Annotated in this window: 13 protein-coding genes and 1 riboswitch; of the genes, 4 read left to right on the plus strand and 9 right to left on the minus strand. The window is 63.0% G+C overall.

The genetic code is table 11. The features are described 5' to 3' along the window. Nucleotides 1-31: 31 nt before the first annotated feature. The 4 genes from BMY67_RS02235 to BMY67_RS02250 all read right to left on the minus strand — a co-directional run bounded on the left by BMY67_RS02235 (nucleotide 32) and on the right by BMY67_RS02250 (nucleotide 4,978). Nucleotides 32-2,287, minus strand: a complete 2,256-nt coding sequence (locus tag BMY67_RS02235; protein WP_092767887.1) for a B12-binding domain-containing radical SAM protein — start codon at nucleotides 2,285-2,287, stop codon at nucleotides 32-34. Nucleotides 2,288-2,410: 123 nt separating this feature from the next. Then, nucleotides 2,411-3,850, minus strand: coding sequence for a hypothetical protein (locus BMY67_RS02240; RefSeq protein ID WP_092767889.1), 1,440 nt, complete (start codon nucleotides 3,848-3,850; stop codon nucleotides 2,411-2,413). A gap of 205 nt (nucleotides 3,851-4,055) precedes the next feature. After that, nucleotides 4,056-4,628 (minus strand): AraC family transcriptional regulator, encoded by a 573-nt coding sequence (locus tag BMY67_RS02245; protein ID WP_092767891.1) that lies wholly within the window; start codon nucleotides 4,626-4,628, stop codon nucleotides 4,056-4,058. Further along, a complete protein-coding gene (locus BMY67_RS02250) occupies nucleotides 4,625-4,978 on the minus strand; it encodes a hypothetical protein (RefSeq protein WP_092767893.1) in 354 nt (117 codons plus the stop codon). Before BMY67_RS02250 ends, BMY67_RS02245 begins: the two co-directional genes overlap by 4 nt. Before the next feature lie 241 nt (nucleotides 4,979-5,219). Here BMY67_RS02250 and BMY67_RS02255 point away from each other — a divergent pair, with 241 nt between their 5' ends. Next, complete coding sequence (locus BMY67_RS02255; protein ID WP_092767895.1) at nucleotides 5,220-5,489, plus strand: hypothetical protein; 270 nt, start codon at nucleotides 5,220-5,222, stop codon at nucleotides 5,487-5,489. A 153-nt stretch (nucleotides 5,490-5,642) separates the two neighbouring features. On the opposite strand, the gene BMY67_RS02260 is transcribed toward BMY67_RS02255, so the two are convergent. Then, entirely contained in the window at nucleotides 5,643-6,728 is a 1,086-nt protein-coding gene (locus BMY67_RS02260) for a DUF5074 domain-containing protein (protein WP_092767897.1), read from the minus strand. 70 nt (nucleotides 6,729-6,798) lie between these two features. Next, on the minus strand, nucleotides 6,799-8,724 hold the full coding sequence (locus BMY67_RS02265) for a TonB-dependent receptor plug domain-containing protein (protein ID WP_177189652.1): 1,926 nt from the start codon (nucleotides 8,722-8,724) through the stop codon (nucleotides 6,799-6,801). Nucleotides 8,725-8,926: 202 nt separating this feature from the next. Continuing rightward, a riboswitch (cobalamin riboswitch) is annotated at nucleotides 8,927-9,156 on the minus strand. A 153-nt stretch (nucleotides 9,157-9,309) separates the two neighbouring features. On the opposite strand from BMY67_RS02265, the gene BMY67_RS02270 reads away from it, so the two are divergent. Then, complete coding sequence (locus BMY67_RS02270; RefSeq protein ID WP_092767901.1) at nucleotides 9,310-9,888, plus strand: DNA-3-methyladenine glycosylase; 579 nt, start codon at nucleotides 9,310-9,312, stop codon at nucleotides 9,886-9,888. 99 nt (nucleotides 9,889-9,987) lie between these two features. Here the strand turns inward: BMY67_RS02270 and BMY67_RS02275 are convergent, their stop codons facing one another. Beyond that, nucleotides 9,988-11,208 carry a class I SAM-dependent methyltransferase gene (locus BMY67_RS02275; protein WP_092767903.1) on the minus strand — a complete coding sequence of 407 codons (1,221 nt, stop codon included), beginning with the start codon at nucleotides 11,206-11,208 and terminating at the stop codon, nucleotides 9,988-9,990. 159 nt (nucleotides 11,209-11,367) lie between these two features. Next, nucleotides 11,368-11,982, minus strand: a complete 615-nt coding sequence (locus tag BMY67_RS02280) for a hypothetical protein (protein ID WP_143069670.1) — start codon at nucleotides 11,980-11,982, stop codon at nucleotides 11,368-11,370. A 143-nt stretch (nucleotides 11,983-12,125) separates the two neighbouring features. Here BMY67_RS02280 and BMY67_RS02285 point away from each other — a divergent pair, with 143 nt between their 5' ends. Beyond that, entirely contained in the window at nucleotides 12,126-12,872 is a 747-nt protein-coding gene (locus BMY67_RS02285) for a DUF4397 domain-containing protein (RefSeq protein WP_177189653.1), read from the plus strand. Nucleotides 12,873-13,178: 306 nt separating this feature from the next. Continuing rightward, nucleotides 13,179-14,501 carry an adenosylhomocysteinase gene (gene ahcY, locus BMY67_RS02290; protein WP_092767909.1) on the plus strand — a complete coding sequence of 441 codons (1,323 nt, stop codon included), beginning with the start codon at nucleotides 13,179-13,181 and terminating at the stop codon, nucleotides 14,499-14,501. Between the two features lie 259 nt (nucleotides 14,502-14,760). Here ahcY and BMY67_RS02295 read toward each other — a convergent pair whose 3' ends face one another. Beyond that, complete coding sequence (locus BMY67_RS02295; protein WP_177189654.1) at nucleotides 14,761-15,951, minus strand: hypothetical protein; 1,191 nt, start codon at nucleotides 15,949-15,951, stop codon at nucleotides 14,761-14,763. Between the last annotated feature and the right edge of the window lie 63 nt (nucleotides 15,952-16,014).

Genomic DNA, 16,014 nt, shown 5'->3' on the forward strand with positions numbered 1-16,014 from the left:
AGGTGTCGTGCCAGTTGTGCATCCGCCGCCGCTACAGCACCAGCAGCCCCTTCTCGCGCAACGTCAGCCACGCTTCCGACTCCAGGAACCGCTCGAACGACTGACCGGCCGGGAAGTCGCGGGCAGCTTCTTTGAGCAGGATTTTCGTGTCGTAATCGGTGCTGAGGCGGGTGAGCAACTCGTGCAGCCAGGGGGCGAGGGCGGCGGGTACGGTCAACTCGAAATCTTCGGCCTGCTCGTAGAAGGTGAGCGTGGCGCGGCCGCCTTTTTTGCCCGGAGTCAGCCGCAACTCGGGGGCGTTGCCGAGCCAGAACAGGCGCTGGTTCTGCTTGGCGAAATCGGGTTTGGCAGGCTGCTGGAGGGCCTGGTTTATCAGTTGGCGGGGCACGGTGGTTTTGGGCACCCGGAAATCAAACCAGAAGCCCAGCGGCTCGTGCAGGGCCACGCCGTGCAGGTAGTTGTAGAGGGCTTTGGCCAGGCCCGGCCCGAACTGCGCGTGGTCGGTGCCGGTGGGGTCGTCGTGCCAGAGGTCGTTCCAGGCGAAGGGGCCGGGCGCGGGGCCTACGGCCGCCACCTGGTACTTGGCCGGATTCTTCCCCACGGGCGAGTGAGCCGTCATCGAAAAGCGGTGCCAGTAGCCGCTTTGGATGATGCCCGCCTGAAACAGCTGCCGCACGATTTCCAGGCTGTCGACGGTTTCCTGGGTGGTCTGGGTCGGGAAGCCGTACATCAGGTAGGCGTGCACCATGATGCCGGCCTGGGTGAAGCCATCCGTCACGCGGGCGACCTGGGCAATGGTAACGCCCTTTTCCATGAGGGCCAGCAGCCGGTCGGATGCCACTTCCAGGCCCCCGCTCACGGCAATGCAGCCGCTGGCGGCCAGCAGCCGGCACAAATCGGGCGAGAAGGTTTTCTCGAAGCGGATGTTGCCCCACCAGGTAATGCCCGTGCGGCGCTTGAGCAGTTCGATGGCCAAATCGCGCAACGCCAGCGGCGGGGCGGCCTCGTCCACGAAGTGAAAGCCGGTCTGGCCGGTCTGGGCCACGATTTGCGCGATGCGGTCGGCCAGCAGGGCAGCGGGGGCGGTTTCGTAGCGGCTGATGTAGTCGAGCGTGACGTCGCAGAACGAGCAGCGTTTCCAGTAGCAGCCGTGGGCCACCGTCAGCTTGTTCCAGCGCCCGTCGCTCCAGAGCCGGTGCATCGGGTTCAGCACCTCAATCACCGACAAATACTCGCTCAGCGGCAAATCCGAATAATCCGGCGTGCCCACCTCGGGGTGCGGAATATCGGGCTGCGGATGGTTGACGTACTCGACCTGGCCCGCCGCGTTGCGCAGGAAGGTGCGTTGCAGGGGAGCTGCAAGCCACCAGCTGCAAGCTGCAAGCTTACGTTCATTAGGCTCATCAACGGGCAATTCACCGCTTGCAGCTTGCAGCTGGTGGCTTGCAGCTTCTAAAACCCGCAGCCATGGCCCTTCGCCGTCGTCGAGGGTCAGGAAGTCGATGTAGTTGAAGAAGCGGGGCTCTTTGAGGGTGCGTAGCTCGGTGTTGGGGTAGCCGCCGCCCATGAGGGTGTAAGTGGCAGGGTGGGTTTCCTTGATGCGGCCGGCCAGCCGGAGCGCCCCGTAGAGGTTGCCCGGAAACGGCACCGTGAAGCCCACGATGTCGGGCTGGGTGCGGACCATAAGCTCATCGAGCAGTTCCAGCAGCATCCGGTCGAGCAGGTTGGGCGGGGCTTGCAGGGCCTCGTGCAGGGCATCGAAGGTGGTGGCCGACATGGCCAGCTTCTCGGCGTAGCGCGAGAAGCCGAACTGCGGGCCCACGGTTTCCTTGAGCAGGTCGCCCAGGTCTTCGAGATAGAGCGTGGCCAGGTGGCGGGCCTGGTCGGAGAGGCCCATGGTGCCGAAGGCGGTTTCCAGGTCGGCTACGTTGTCGAAGCGGCTGGCCTCGGGCAGGTAGCGCGAGTGGCAGATGCGCGGGGCCAGGGTGGAGTCCTTGTTCTGCAGGAAGCGCACGACCGGCTCCACGGTGCTCAGGTAGCTGTTTTTGAGCCGCAGCATCCGGCGGGCGTTGTCGCTCAGCTCGAACCCTCCGGCCTCAATCTCGGCAAACACCCGGCTCAGGCCCGCCCGCGAAAACAGCTTCAGCACCAGCTCCAGGCCCAGATCGGCCTGCGCCACGGCGTAGCCCCGCCCGCCCAGAAACCCCTTGATGTAGGCCGTGGCCGGGTAGGGCGTGTTGAGCTGCGTGAGCGGCGGGGTAATGAGCAGGACTTTGGGCGAAGTCAAAGAGAAAAAGTCAAAAGGAAAAGCCGGACCGACTTTCGGGCCGGCCGTGCGGAAAACAACCGCCGACCGGCCCGAAAGGTGCCCGCAAAGGTACGGCTCCGCCCGCCGCCTCAAGTGGTTGCCCTACATCTTCATCTTGCCCATCTTCATTAGCGAAGGGTTCAGCCGCAAATACACCTGCCCCGACACCGGCGTGCTGCCGTAATAGGGGCGGATAGCCTCTTCGGGCCGGTACACGGTGGCCTGGGCGCCCAGCGTGAAATCAATGTTGGCCACCTGGGCCACCCGGTAGTTGGCGCCCACCGTGAGCGAGTGCACGTTGAAGGTAGGGTGCGAGGCGGTTGGATATTCAGGCGTCGGGAGTTGCAGTTCCTCGTCCGACTTCTGCACGAACTCGTAGCGCCCGTACACGGCCGGCTTGCCCAGCTGCACGTTGGTTTCGGCCAGCACCGAGTGCGAAGCCTTGTCGGTGTGGCTGCCCTGCACGTGCTGGTTCATGCCCCAGACCAGCGCCGAGGTGATGTAGCGGTACTCGCCCCAGCTGCTGCTCTGGATGATGGAGGCCGTCGTGCGCTTCACGTCCTCTTCGGGCGCCAGTGTTTCGGGGCTTTTGATGAAGGCCCGGCTCACCTGCAACGCCAGCGCCGGAGTGGGATTCCAGTTCAGGCGGCCGGCCCAGGAGTCGGCGCGGGGCTTGTCGAAGCCGAAGCGGTGCTCGTCGGGCTCGCGGCCCGTGAAGTTGGAGCCTTCCAGCTTGAACTGCTTGTAGCGCAATCCCAGCGTGGCCACCCCGAACGTAATGTGGGTGGCGTCCTGCCAGTGGTGGCCCAGGGCGGCATCGGGGTTGGGCATGGCCGAAATCCGGTGCATGAAGGCCACCGGCCCGATGGCCGGCTCGCCGGGGTAGCCCACGTACAGGCTCAGGTCCACGTCCTGGTTAAAGGCGTGGGTGTAGGCTATGCTCAGCGACGAAAACAGGTCGTGCGGGTGCTGGCGGTCGACCAGCGGCTGGCCCTTGAGCGCCTCGCCGCTCTGGAACAGCAGCGGGTAGCCGTTGTTGCCGTCGGTGATGACGTCGAGCGAGAGCATGGCCGTGAAGTTGAGCAGGCCCTTCTGGCCGATGTTGCGCTGGGCCATGGTCATAAACCAGTTGGGCGCGTCGAAGGTGCTGCCGCCGCGCTGCCCGTTTTTGCGGCCGATGTTCTGGCTGGTGAAGCGCGGGCTGATGGCGCCGTGGTTCATAATCATCCAGGCCCCCTTGTGGTGCATCCACATGTACATGGGCGTGTTGTCGGGGTTCCAGGCCGTGCCCGAGCCGTTGCGGTTCATGGGCAGGTTGCGCGAGTAGGCGTGGCTCATGTTCTCCAGGCCGCCGTGGTCCATACTGCTGTGGTCCATTTCGGCGCTCTGGCTCATGCCGGGCATGTTGTGGCCGGCGTGGTTCATGCCCGGCATGGTTTGGCGGGTGGTATCGGCGGGCGCGGGCGTGGGGTGGTGCTGGGCCAGGGCCGGCGTGGCCAGCAGCGTACCGGCCAGCAGGGTCAGCGAATAAGGAAAACGCATGGTCAGAGGAGTCAGTTGGTGAGCTACCCTAAAGACCCGCTAACGAGCCTTCGGGTTACATACAACCCGGGCCCAGTGGGTACGAAATTGCGCCAGCCGGGGGCGTAGCAGTCAGGAAGAAGAAGTAAAAGGCAAAAGCCGCTGAAAGAGCCTGCGTGGCCCGTTCAACGGCTTTTGCCTTTTACTTCTTCTCTTCGCCTTACAATTAGCCCAGCTGGTCGAGCGAGAGGCGGCGGGGCATCAGGTCGCGGCGGAATTCGCTCACCGAGCGGCCGGTGACCTGGCGGAACTGGTTGCTCAGGTGCTGGCCCGAGCTGTAGCGCATCTTCTCGGCTATTTCGCTCAGCGTCATTTCGTTGTAGCTCAGCATCTCCTTCACCCGCTCAATCTTCATCCGGATGAGGTACTTCTCGATGGTGAGGTTGGCGGTGCGCGAAAATACCTTGCTCAGGTGCGAGTAGGTGGCCGCAAACCGGTCGGTGAGGAAGGCCGAGGTGGTTAGGGGCATGCGAGCGGTGCGCAGATGCTCCAGGTACTCGATCAGCGCCGATTTAATCTGCTCGGTGAGCTGGTCGGCGCGGCCCATAATCACGTCGAAGCCGGCCTCGCGCAGCAGTGGGGCTACGGCGCTGGGGTCGGCGGGGGTGTTTTCGTCCAGCTGAACCTGCCCGAGCGTTACGTCGGTGGGGGTGTAGCCGGCCTGTTCGAACAGGTTGCGCACTGCCTCGATGCAGCGGGGGCAAACCATATTTTTGATGTGGAGCAGATGGGTTTTCACGGATGGTTGTGGTTGGAGGGTTTCGGCCGTGCGACAGCGCGCACGGGAGTACGGGAAACGGCAACAGCCGACTTTTTACGCCGCCCGGAGCTAACCGGGGCTTCGGCCCAGGCGGAACCAAACCAATTGGCTGCCGCCCAACTTACAAACGGAACCGCGGCCAAAAAGGTGATGGCCAGCAGCCAGAAAAATACGAAAAAAGCCCCGAAGAGGCGGCTAAAGAACTGGCCCTGCGTTCCGTACAGGTACAGAATAAGGGCCAGGGCCAGCAGAAGGCTGATTCCGGCCAGCAAGGCGGCCTGCCGAAGCAACGGCCGCAGTGGCAAAAAACGGCTGGCGGGTTGGGGCATAACGGAGCGTTGAGGAAGCAAATATAAGCCGCTGCCCTACTTAGCCGTTACGCAGGCAGCTTGGAACCGGGTTGAAGACCGAACATAAGACGTGCAATGGAGTGGATAAAGTGGAAGAGGCCGCCGGCATAGCAGTAGAGCCGGAGTCCGAAATCAGCCTACGCAAAAACCAGTCGGGCAGTCAGCCGTACAGACAGGTAACCCGTTCTTTTTGGTTTAGTCCTGCCCATTTGCTGCACCCATGAAAATGACCCTACTTCGCCCCCTGGCGGCTGCCCTGCTGCTCACCGGTTCTCTGACCGCCTGCAACACGGGCAACGAAAACGGCGCCACCAACGTCGAGATTGGCAACGATAAGAAGATGGACCCCGAAGCCCTGCGCCCCGATAACCAGGGCGCCGACTCGGCTACCTCCGGTCTGACGCCCGACACCAGCCGCGCCACCCTCGAGCAGCAGTACAAAAACGCCGCCGACACGCCCGACCGCAACCGCGACGGGCTGGCCGACTAGGCTTACCAGCTGATACCGAAAGCTATAAACCGTAGCTTTTGTTTAACGGCTCAGGTTTCAAACGACAAAGCAAGGCCCCGTACTCCCTGGAGTGCGGGGCCTTGCTTTATGTTGGTGCCTGCCGGTTTTAAAGCCGGTGGCTATCCGGAGGGTTTAATAGAACACGAAACCGTTGGGGCCGGCCAGAACCGTGAACGAGTCGATGGCCGCGCCGGTGCTTTTGAAGCGGATAACCTTGTCGGATGCCGTGAACGAGGCCAGGCCGCCGTAAATCGTGCCATCCTGCGGATCGACGCCCAGGCCATAGAAGCTGCCGCGCTTGATCAGCGGTTTGGTGGGCAGCGTGGCCTCGTTGATGTTGAGCGTGTACACGCCCCCCAGGTAGGTGTAATACAGCTGGTCGAGGCTGCCGTTGATGGTCAGGCGGCCCGGAGAACTCTGGTCGGAGGGCATCTCGCGGGTAGTAGCCGTGAGCTGGCCGGGGACGATTTGTGAGAGGCTGCCTTTGCTTACCCGGGTAGAACCAGTGGTAGTGTACACGATTTTACCGCTGCTCAGCACCCATACCCGGCCATTGCGGTCGGCCACCACGCTGTTGGGGCCGTCGCCCACCGTAATAGTGCCTTCCACCACATCGGTCGTGGTGTTAATCACGGTAACTGTGTTGTCGCCGTTATTGGTCACGTACAGGCGCGAACCCACTACGGCCAGCTTCTCGGGCTGCTTGCCTACGGCAATGCTGCGGGTCACCTTGTTGGTTTTCAAATCGATAACCGAAACCTGGCCGGAAGCAGTGCTATATGATACCGTTTCGGTCACGTAACCCTTCTCCGACGAAGCGGCCACGAAATAACGCGGCAGCTTGAGGTTTTCGATAGTCGCCTTCGACTTGAACCGGGCCAGCGACACCACCTCCAGCTTGTTGCTGTTGTTGACCACAATGTAGCCCAGGCTGTCGCGCACGGCCATGCTCTGGGCAATGTCGCCAAGCGACCTGCCGTTGGCCGAGCTGAACAAAGACTTGTTGGTTACTGAGCTGCTGGCCTTGCTGAACAGGCTGATTTCGGCGTTGGAGCGCGTAAAGTTGCCCTCATTAACGATGTACACGGAGTTCGTAACGATGGGCTGCGAATCAGGCGTGGGGTCGTTGTCAGGGTCGCAGGCCAGTAGCGTAAGCGCGGCGGCGCTACCCAGCAACAGCCGGCCCGGCAGGCTGGCGAAAGCAGAAAATGGCTTCATGTAGGAAAGAAGAGGGTGAAGAAGGGTTGAAAAAATCGGTGGTTGAACTGGTTGCGGGTAAGAGCCGGCATCAGCGCCACAGCAGGCGCAGGCTGAGGCTGGCGTTGCGGCCGGGCAGGGCGCGGTTTTCGTAGTTCTGGTAGCTGTTATTAGTCAGGTTGAAGCCCTGGGCCAGCACCAGTATCTGCCAGGCGGGGGCCACGGCCAGCGTGCGGCCCACCGAGGCGTTCAGCAGCAGAAACCCGGGCAGAAAGGCCGTGGCCGAGGCATCGGTGAAGCGGTAGCCAGTGTAGGTAAGCGTGGTGCCCAGCTGCCAGCCCCGCCAGCCATGGTCGGTGCTGACGGCGGCCGTGTGCCGGGGCACGAAGGGCAGCTGCCGGCCTGCCGGGTCGGTATCGGTGGCCGTGCCGCGGGTTTTCTCGGTGCTCGTGAAGGCGTAGGAGCCCCGGGCCGTGAGGCGGTACGCGCCCGGCTGCCAGCCCAGCGTGCTGCCGGCCTCCAGGCCCTGGGCCCGCACCTGCCGCAAATTGCGCGGCGACCAGTACGAGGCGCCCGGCGTCCACTGCACCCAGTTGTCCACCAGCTGCCGGTAGCCGGTCAGCTCGGTTTGCAGCGTCAGGCGGGTGGTTTTAAAGGTGTGCGCCAGTCCGCCTTCATAGCCCATGCTTTCCTCGGGCAGCAGGTCGGGGTTGCCGCCGGGCCGCCAGTACCGCTCATTCAGGGTGGGAGCCCGGTAGCTGCGCGAGGCGTTGGCCTTCAGGCTGAGCGCGTGCCGGTTGGCGGCCAGCACCTGCCACTCGGCGCCGGCGGTGGGCGTGAGGGGGGGCTGCCGGCCCGGCAGCACGGCCTGCCGCAGGTTAAGCGAGAGTTGCAGCCGGGGGCGCGGGTCGTAGCGCAGCAGCAGGAAGCCCGAGTAGCGGTTCTCGGTGCGCGGAGCCGCACCGTAGCCATCCACATGGGCCGCGAAATGCTGGGCTTCGGCCCCCAGCCGCACCGAGGCGTTGGGCGCCAGCCGCCACGTGTGCTCGGCCTGGGCCTGGCTGGTGCGCACCGTCGATTCGCTCAGGCCGCTCACTTCGTCGCGGTAGTTGATCACGTCTTCAAACCAGGCGGCCCGCACGGCCCATTCGGCGCCGGTGCTCACGCGGCGGTAGGCGGCCATGAGGCGGCGGCTCTGGTCGCGCTCCTGGGCCCGGGTGTTGTTGGTGCCGATGCCGGGCTGAATCTGGCGGTCGGCGTCGGTCAGCCAGGCGGCGGCGCTCAGCTCGCCGTGCTGGCCCAGGCGCAGGGTGGCATCCTGGCTGAAGCTGGCCTGCCGAAACGCCGCGTTTTCCTGGTAGCGGCGCACGCGGCCGCCGCCTTCGCGGGTGTAGTAGGGGAAGTCGTTGTCGGCGCGGCGGTAGTTGAAGCTGGTGCGCAACGCTATTTTCTGGTTGCTGAAGCCGGCCGTTGCCAGCCCCGCGCCCAGCCCAAAGCTGCCGTAGTCGCCCTGCGCGGTGCCGTGCCAGCCCCGGCCCCAGTCGGCCGGACTGTTGGCGGCCGCGCTCAGCCGTACCGTGCCGCCCACTGCCCCGTTGCCGTAGGTGGCGCCCGCCGGCCCCGGCTGAATGTCAACCTGCGTGGTGCCATTGATGGGCAGCAGCGCGAAATCGGCTTCACCCAGCGAGGGCAGGTTGATGTTGAAACCGTTCCAGAGCACGGCCGTGTGCCGGGCCGAGGTGCCCCGCAACGAAATGGACGACAGCTGCCCCGGCCCGTAGTTCTTCAGGTAAATGGCCGTGCGCGCCCCCAGCGCATCGGCCAGCGTGCCACTCCGGTAGTTGCTGAGGGCTACCGAATCGAGGGTCAGCTGGCGGCTGCCCACGGCAAAGCGCGTGGGGCGCAGGCCGGCCACCCGCACGGTGGGCAGCTGCTGGCTCCGCAGCGTATCAGTAGGGGCCTGGGCGGCGGCGGGTCGCGGCAGCAGGCCAACCAACAGGCCGAAGCCGGTAAGCACGGGGAAGCGGGCGGCGAGCCGACTGGAAAAACGCGTCTGGAGAACCAAAATTTTCGCGACCGAAAAATTCAGTTCAAAACTTCGTGGGGTGTGCGCCGGCGGCGCCAACCGGCCGAAGCCGAGTCCGAAAACAGAAGGGTATTCCGCGGCCCCGAGAGGCCACTACTGTATTCGTTCTCCGCCCTTCCTCCGCAGGCGCTGAACATGGGGAAACGCAAAGGCAGGTCTCCTGGCTTGCTCCGGGTGCGTCGCCTTCCCATTTCCGCCATCTTTTTTCACTTGGAAAGAAGACAGCTGCCGAAACAGTGGCTGCTAATGACGCGCCGACTCGTGAAGCGTACAGTTGCGGGGACAGCTCCGGATTTCAACCGGATTCCCTTTTCAGCCTCGCCCCCCAATCGGGGTCCGGCCACCTTTACAGCCGCAAAGATAGGTGGGGGATTTTAGAAGTGGGTTAGGAGAAGTGAAATATGGGAGGTGAGAAGTGAGAAGGACGGTCTGTTTACCCCCAGGTTCCGTACCTCACCACTCACCACTCACCACTCACCACTCACTACTCACTACTCACTACTCACTACTCCAAAAATGAAGCTGCCACCCGAGTTTTACCGCCGCCCCGATCCGGTGCAGATTGCCCGCGAGCTGCTGGGCAAGCACGTTTTCTCGTGCGTGGAAGGGCAGCTCACCGGGGGGCGCATCATCGAAACCGAAGCCTACTCGCACCGCGGCGACGACTCGCTGACGCTGCACCTGAAGCGGCGCGGCAAGGCCGGGCAGGCGTTGCAGGAGCCCGGCGGCCACGCGTACCTATACAAGGTGTATCAGCGCCACACGCTGTTCAATATTGCCACCAACGAGGCCGGAAAACCCGATACGGTGCTGCTGCGGGCCATTGAGCCGCTCGTAGGCCTTGATACTATGCAGCTGCGCCGGGGCGCGTCCATCAAGCCCAACCGCCTCACGGCGGGCCCGGGCATGCTCACCCAGGCGCTGGGCCTCACGCCCGAGCTGAGTGGCACCGATTTGCAAAGCGACTTGCTCTGGATTGAAGACCACGGCGAAATCGTGCCCGAAGCCCAGGTTGTTGCCGGCCCCCGCATTGGGCTGGAGTACGCCGGCCCCGCAGCCGCCAGCCTGCCCTGGAACTACAAATGGGCCCGATGAAACCGCCCATAGTGCCGGTTCGTTTGGGCTGACCAGTCGGCTTCGATACCACCGGCAGAACAAACCGGCACCAGCCGGCCACCTGCGCTAGCCGTGGTGTTAAGGCTGCTCCAGGCCTATTACCGGCGCCATCTGCGATTCGCAAACCAGCACCATCAGCTTGCCCTCGTGGCTGGTGGTGGCGAACAGGTACAGGTCGCCGCCTTCGCGGATGCCGGTGCGGTGGCGGAACTCGGCCACCGAATCGGGGAAGTTGCGCGTGGTAACGTGGGCGCGCACCGCCGGCCCGAGGTGGGCGCGCAGGGCCTGGGCATCGTACTTCTCGACGGCCAGAATGCGGAAAATGCGGCCGGGGAAGTCCGTATACAGCGTGTCGGAGGTGTAGAGGTGGCTGTGCTGGTGCAGCTTGAGTAGCTCGAAAGCCGTGCCGACGCTCTTGAAGGCCCCCGCCTTGAGCACGGCCACGTTGGGCTCGTAGAGAAACTCCCGGGGCTCGGCGTAGCGCGTGATGGCGCGGGCCTCGCGGGCACGGTTGAGCCGGAACTCCTGCTGCGTGCCGTCGCGGCGCAGATTCAGGGCGTAGCGCTCGGGGTCGATGGCCGGCTCGGCGCCCAACTCGTACAGCACTTCCTTGCACTCGTTGTCTACGGCCACCACCCACAGCCGCCGCACGTGGCGCAGCTCGCGCACAGCCTGCTCGATATCGAGCATGGGCGAGGTTTTGAGCAGGATGCGCGGGCTTTTGCGCAGCAGCAGCGGCAGCAGGCGCAGCACATCGGGCTCGCAGTCCTGGAGGCGGAAAATCTTTTTAGCGGCCGTGTCGCGCCGGGCCGGGTCGAGGTAAATCCAGTCGAAGGTCTCGTCCGAGTCGCGCAGGAAGTGGGTGGCGTCGGTGCTGTGGCAGTGCACATTCTCCAGGCCCAGCTGCGCCAGATTGAAACGCACCACCTCGGCCAGCGCGGCATTGCGCTCCACGTAGTGCACCTCGCCTACGGTAGCCGCGAAGTGCGCCGAGTCAACCCCGAAGCCCCCGGTCAGGTCGGCCAGGCGCTGGGCCCCACGCACTAGCTCGGCCTTGAAGGTGGCCGTGCGGTCGGAGGAGGCCTGCTCGACGGAAAGCGCGGGCGGAAAAACCAGGTCGGTATTGGCGGCCCAGGCCGGCAGCTTCACGCGGGCCTTCTGGCGGGCCTGAATCTGGCGCACCAGGTCGGGAACGGGGAGGTCGGGATGACGGCGGGCCTGCAGGGCCAGTTGGGCGGGGTCGTCGTGCAGGTGCTCGGCCACGTACTGGCGAGCCGCCGCGGGCAGCGGGTATTCCATAGTGCGAAGCTACAAGCTTTGGCTTTTGAGCGGCGAACAACCCGCCTGTTTCTGACAGGGTCGCGCCTCAAACGAAGACGAAGGACTGCTGCAGAAGCAAGGCCGGGGCCTTCATCTGCAGCAGTCCTTCGCGAGGGTAAGTCGGATGAAGGCCAGCCCTTACAGCTGCCAGCTTAGCGCCAGCAACGGCCGGCCGGTGGCACTGGCGCCCAGGCCCACCGCATGGGGCTGTAGCTGCCGCAACAGGCCGGTTCTGCTGGCGGTGCGGCCGGCGTTGTGGGCCTCCACCGCCCGCTGGAAGTGGGTGTTCGTGTTGCGCGAAACAAAAATGTTGCTCAGCAGGCTGGCCGCCGCCACTCCGATAGCCACTTTCTGGGTGTTGTTGAAGTACTGCTGCCGGTCGGGGGCCGCAAGCACCTGCTGGCCATAAAGGCCTACCGCGCCCACAAACACCAGCCGTTCGGCCAGAAAGAGCGTCTTCTGGCGCCGGTAGCGGTTGAGCGCCGCCAGGGCATCAGGCTCACCTGCCAGGTAAGGGCGCAGGCGCTGGCCGAAGAAGCCGGCACTCTGGTAGTCGGCCTCGGCCGGGTTCTGGCTCAGAGAGAAGTAAAAGTTCTTCTGTACTCCATTCAGTCCGCGCTGCTGGTCGTCGGGAGCCAGGCGGATGGGGCCCGTTTGCTGGGCGTGTACGCCGCTGGCCAGGCCCAACAGGCAGACAAGCAGGGCGGCAAAGTGGCGCGACTGGCGCAAAAGGGCAGAGGGAAATAAGAACATAAAGACAAAAGTAGTGGACAGAAAGCCAAACCGCTAAGGTTGCCTTCAGGAAAATAGTGCAATTCGGAATGGATTTTTTTTCGCCCCGACTCAACAAAAGGCCCATGGCGTTCGTTGTGCAGGCCATCACCTTCCTCATCCATATGAAAATGACCTCTTTCTTCCGCCCTGCCGCTCTGTTGGCCACTTTGCCCGCCATGCTGGCCTTCTCGGCGTGCAAAGACGACAAAGATCCGGCTCCTCAGCAGGGTCGGGTAATGATTACGCACGTGGCCGCCGCGGTTTCGGGGCAGGTTACCGCCTTTGTCGGTGATAAGCAGGTCGGCCAGCTCAATTACGGCCAGAACAGTGCTTACCTGGGCGTTGATGCCGGTAGCCCGGTTTTCCGCATCAACAGCGGCACGCAGGAGGTCACGAAAAAGAACATAGACGTAGCGGCCAACCAGAACTACTCGGTTTTTGCCTACTCCCCCTCCGCTGCTATTGGCAGCGCCGAGCTCATCAGCTTCTCCGACGACCTGACGGCTCCGGCAACCGGGCAGGCCAAGATTCGACTCATCCACCTGGGCACCGGAGTTAATTCGCCGGTGCGCCTAAGCGTTCCTGCTCTCACTGCTGGCGCGGCTCCAACCGATCTGACGACCGACGTGGCCTTTGGTAAAGCATCGGACTTTATATTGGTTAATGCCGGCTCTACTCCCGATCTGAGGGTAACTACGACGGATGCCCAGCGTACGTCCATCCTGACAGTAGGCGATGGCTCGGGCTCGGGTACGGGCAGCAAGAAGATCGAAGCCGGTAAAATATATACGGTGCTCGTGCGCGGTATTGCTACGCCCGGTGCCCCGGCAGCGCAGAAGCCCCAAGCCGTTATCATTGCCAACAACTAAGAAGTTGCTTGAGTTGGTTTTTGGGGCGCCAGTGTGGTGTAGAGACGCAACATCTTGCGTCTCGTCGTTGCTGATGTTGGCTGTTTCCACATGAGAGTTCAACGACCGTTCAACGACGACACGCAAATAGGCGTCTCTACATCGTGCGCGGCTAACTTAAATAGCTTCTAAGCGGCTGCGGCCACTTATCAAACGCCAGCGCCTGCTTTCCCAAAAGGGAGGCAGGCGTTGGTCGTTAAAGTCTATATAGTAGCCGCCTTAACTTTTTCGTATTTTTGTGGTTGACTTCTCAAACCCCTTTTTATCATGGTAGAGACCAAGACGACGACGGCCTACGTGCCCTATAAAGTAAAAGACATGAGCCTCGCCGAGTGGGGCCGCAAGGAAATCCGTTTGGCCGAGGCTGAAATGCCCGGTCTGATGGCCCTGCGCGAGGAGTACGGCGCCAGCCAGCCCCTCAAGGGTGCCCGCGTGGCCGGCTGCCTGCACATGACCATCCAGACGGCAGTACTTATCGAAACGCTCATCGCCCTCGGCGCCGACGTTACGTGGTCGTCGTGCAACATCTTCTCGACCCAGGACCACGCCGCCGCCGCTATTGCCGCAACTGGTGTTGCCGTGTACGCTTGGAAGGGCATGACGGAAGAGGAGTTCAACTGGTGCATCGAGCAGACGCTGTTTTTCGGCGAGAAGCGCGAGCCGCTGAATATGATTCTCGACGACGGCGGCGACCTGACCAACATGGTGCTCAACCAGTTCCCTGAGCTGGCGGCCGGCATCAAGGGGCTGTCGGAGGAAACCACGACCGGCGTACTGCGCCTGCTCGACCGCGTGAAAGCCGGTACGCTACCCATGCCCGCCTTCAACATCAACGACTCGGTTACCAAGTCGAAGTTTGATAACAAGTATGGCTGCAAAGAGTCGGCCGTAGACGCTATCCGCCGGGCCACCGACGTGATGATGGCCGGCAAGATTGCCGTGGTAGCCGGCTACGGCGACGTCGGGAAAGGCACGGCCGCTTCGTTGCGCGGTGCCGGCGCCCGCGTTATCGTCACCGAAATCGACCCCATTTGCGCCCTGCAGGCTGCCATGGACGGCTACGCGGTGAAGAAAATGGAGAATGCCATCAAGGAAGCCGACATCGTGGTAACGGCCACCGGCAACTGCGACATCATCACCGAAAAGTCGTTCCGCGCCCTCAAGGACAAGGCCATCGTCTGCAACATCGGCCACTTCGATGATGAGATTGATATGGCCTGGCTGAACAAGAACTACGGCAGCACCAAGGACACCATCAAGCCCCAGGTTGATCTATACACCATTGATGGCAAGGAAATCATCGTGCTGGCCGAAGGTCGCCTCGTGAACCTGGGCTGCGCCACCGGCCACCCCTCGTTCGTGATGTCGAACTCGTTCACCAACCAGGTGCTGGCCCAGCTGGAGCTGTGGCAGCACGCCGACCAGTACGAAAACCAAGTGTACACCCTGCCTAAGCACCTCGACGAGAAAGTAGCCCGCCTGCACCTCGCCAAAATCGGGGTGGAGTTGGAGGAGTTGAACCCCCACCAGGCCAAGTACATCGGCGTGGACGTGGAAGGCCCCTTCAAGTCGGACCTGTACCGCTACTAGGCTTTCGAGCTTTCACCCAAACGCTAAAAACCCCGCCCGGCACTGTGCCGGGCGGGGTTTTTAGCGTTTGGGTTTAGATGCTAGTTGTCGGCTATCTGACCGCCCGATCCTTATACTCCGCCATCTACGCCTGAAGAAGTGAAAATAGCTTGAGAATCTTCTTCGGTTGCCTGAGAATTCTCTTTGGTTGCTTGAGAAAGGTCTTTGCTTGTCTGAGACCAAGCTTAGGCAGTATAGCAGAGCTTCCAGGGCTGGATAGCTACTTGCCGGTGCTGAACCAGGCGGCTCCCAGCCGGCCGGGCCGCTGGTAGATGTGCACCGTGTCGCCGATGACCGTTTGTTGATAAAGCGTTTTGCTTACCTCTACATTCTCGGGTTGGGCGCGGGCGCCCCAGGGGCCCACGTTGAGGTAGTAGGAGCTGGTTTGGCCGCCGCTCAGCTGCTTATCAAGCACCGGCACGGCATACACCCGCGGACCACTCGTATCGAAAACGCAATTGACGGTTACGACGGCCGCCGCGCCGTAGAGTACGGCCATAATTCCGCCCGTTAGCAGCACGCGCCGGCCGCTGGTGGCCAGCAGTTGGGGGCTGCCCAGCACCAAAGCCGTGGCCATTAGTAGGGCAGTGCCGGCCGCGTAAGGGGCTAGCGGCTGGTAAGCCAGCAGCTCAAAATCGAACAGCCCGCGTAGCAACAGGCCCAGCGGCGGAAACAGCAGGGCCGCCGTGATGGCAGGCCGGGCGCTATGGTTGCTGTCGTCGAAACAGAGCAGGCCGCGGTGCCAGAAAAGGGCTGCGGCGGCCAGGGGTGGCACACCCAGCCCTGCCCACACGGCCCAGTCGTAGGGCTCGGGCCAGAACAGCAGCCAGGCCCCGCTCAGGCAGCCAGCGGCATTTAATACCCAGCTTACATGCCGGGCGCCGGCCAGATTGGCCTCCCGCTCAGCCGGGTTGCGGCCGAAATCCTCTTCCAGCAGCAGCCTTTCGGCGTCTTGCTGTACTTGCTGCGCGTCGAGGTCGGGAAACCGGGCGGCCAGCCACTGCTGGATTTCGGCGTAGCCCTCGCTGGTATAGCCGATGCGGATGCCGCGGTACTGCCTGCTGACGGGAACGATGTAGGTGTAGTTGTCGTCGGTGCGGTAGCCCTTGATGGCGGCCAGGGGCAGGTCTTTGCTACGGAAGGCCCCCCGGTAGCGGATGCCCTGCGCCGAGAAAGTATGGCGCCCTTTATACACGTCGTAAAGCAGGACGCTGAAAAGCCCGGCCATACCCCACATAACGGCTCCTATTGGCCCATATACCAGAAGGCTCTGGTCGCTGTCAAACAGAAACGGACAAATCAGGAACACCACAATCATGGGTGGAGTAACCAGGTAAATGAACACGCGCCAGCCGCGGGCAGTGCCGTAGCTGCGAGGAGTGGTAGCGGTGAAGGGCACAGATGTGAGCACAGAGTAGGGCAGGGGAGTAGCCCGCCAAAGCTACGCGCCGGAAACAAGCGCGACAACTCCGGG

The sequence above is a fragment of the Hymenobacter actinosclerus genome, assembly GCF_900111515.1.
In the GTDB taxonomy this organism is placed as follows: Bacteria; Bacteroidota; Bacteroidia; order Cytophagales; family Hymenobacteraceae; genus Hymenobacter; species Hymenobacter actinosclerus.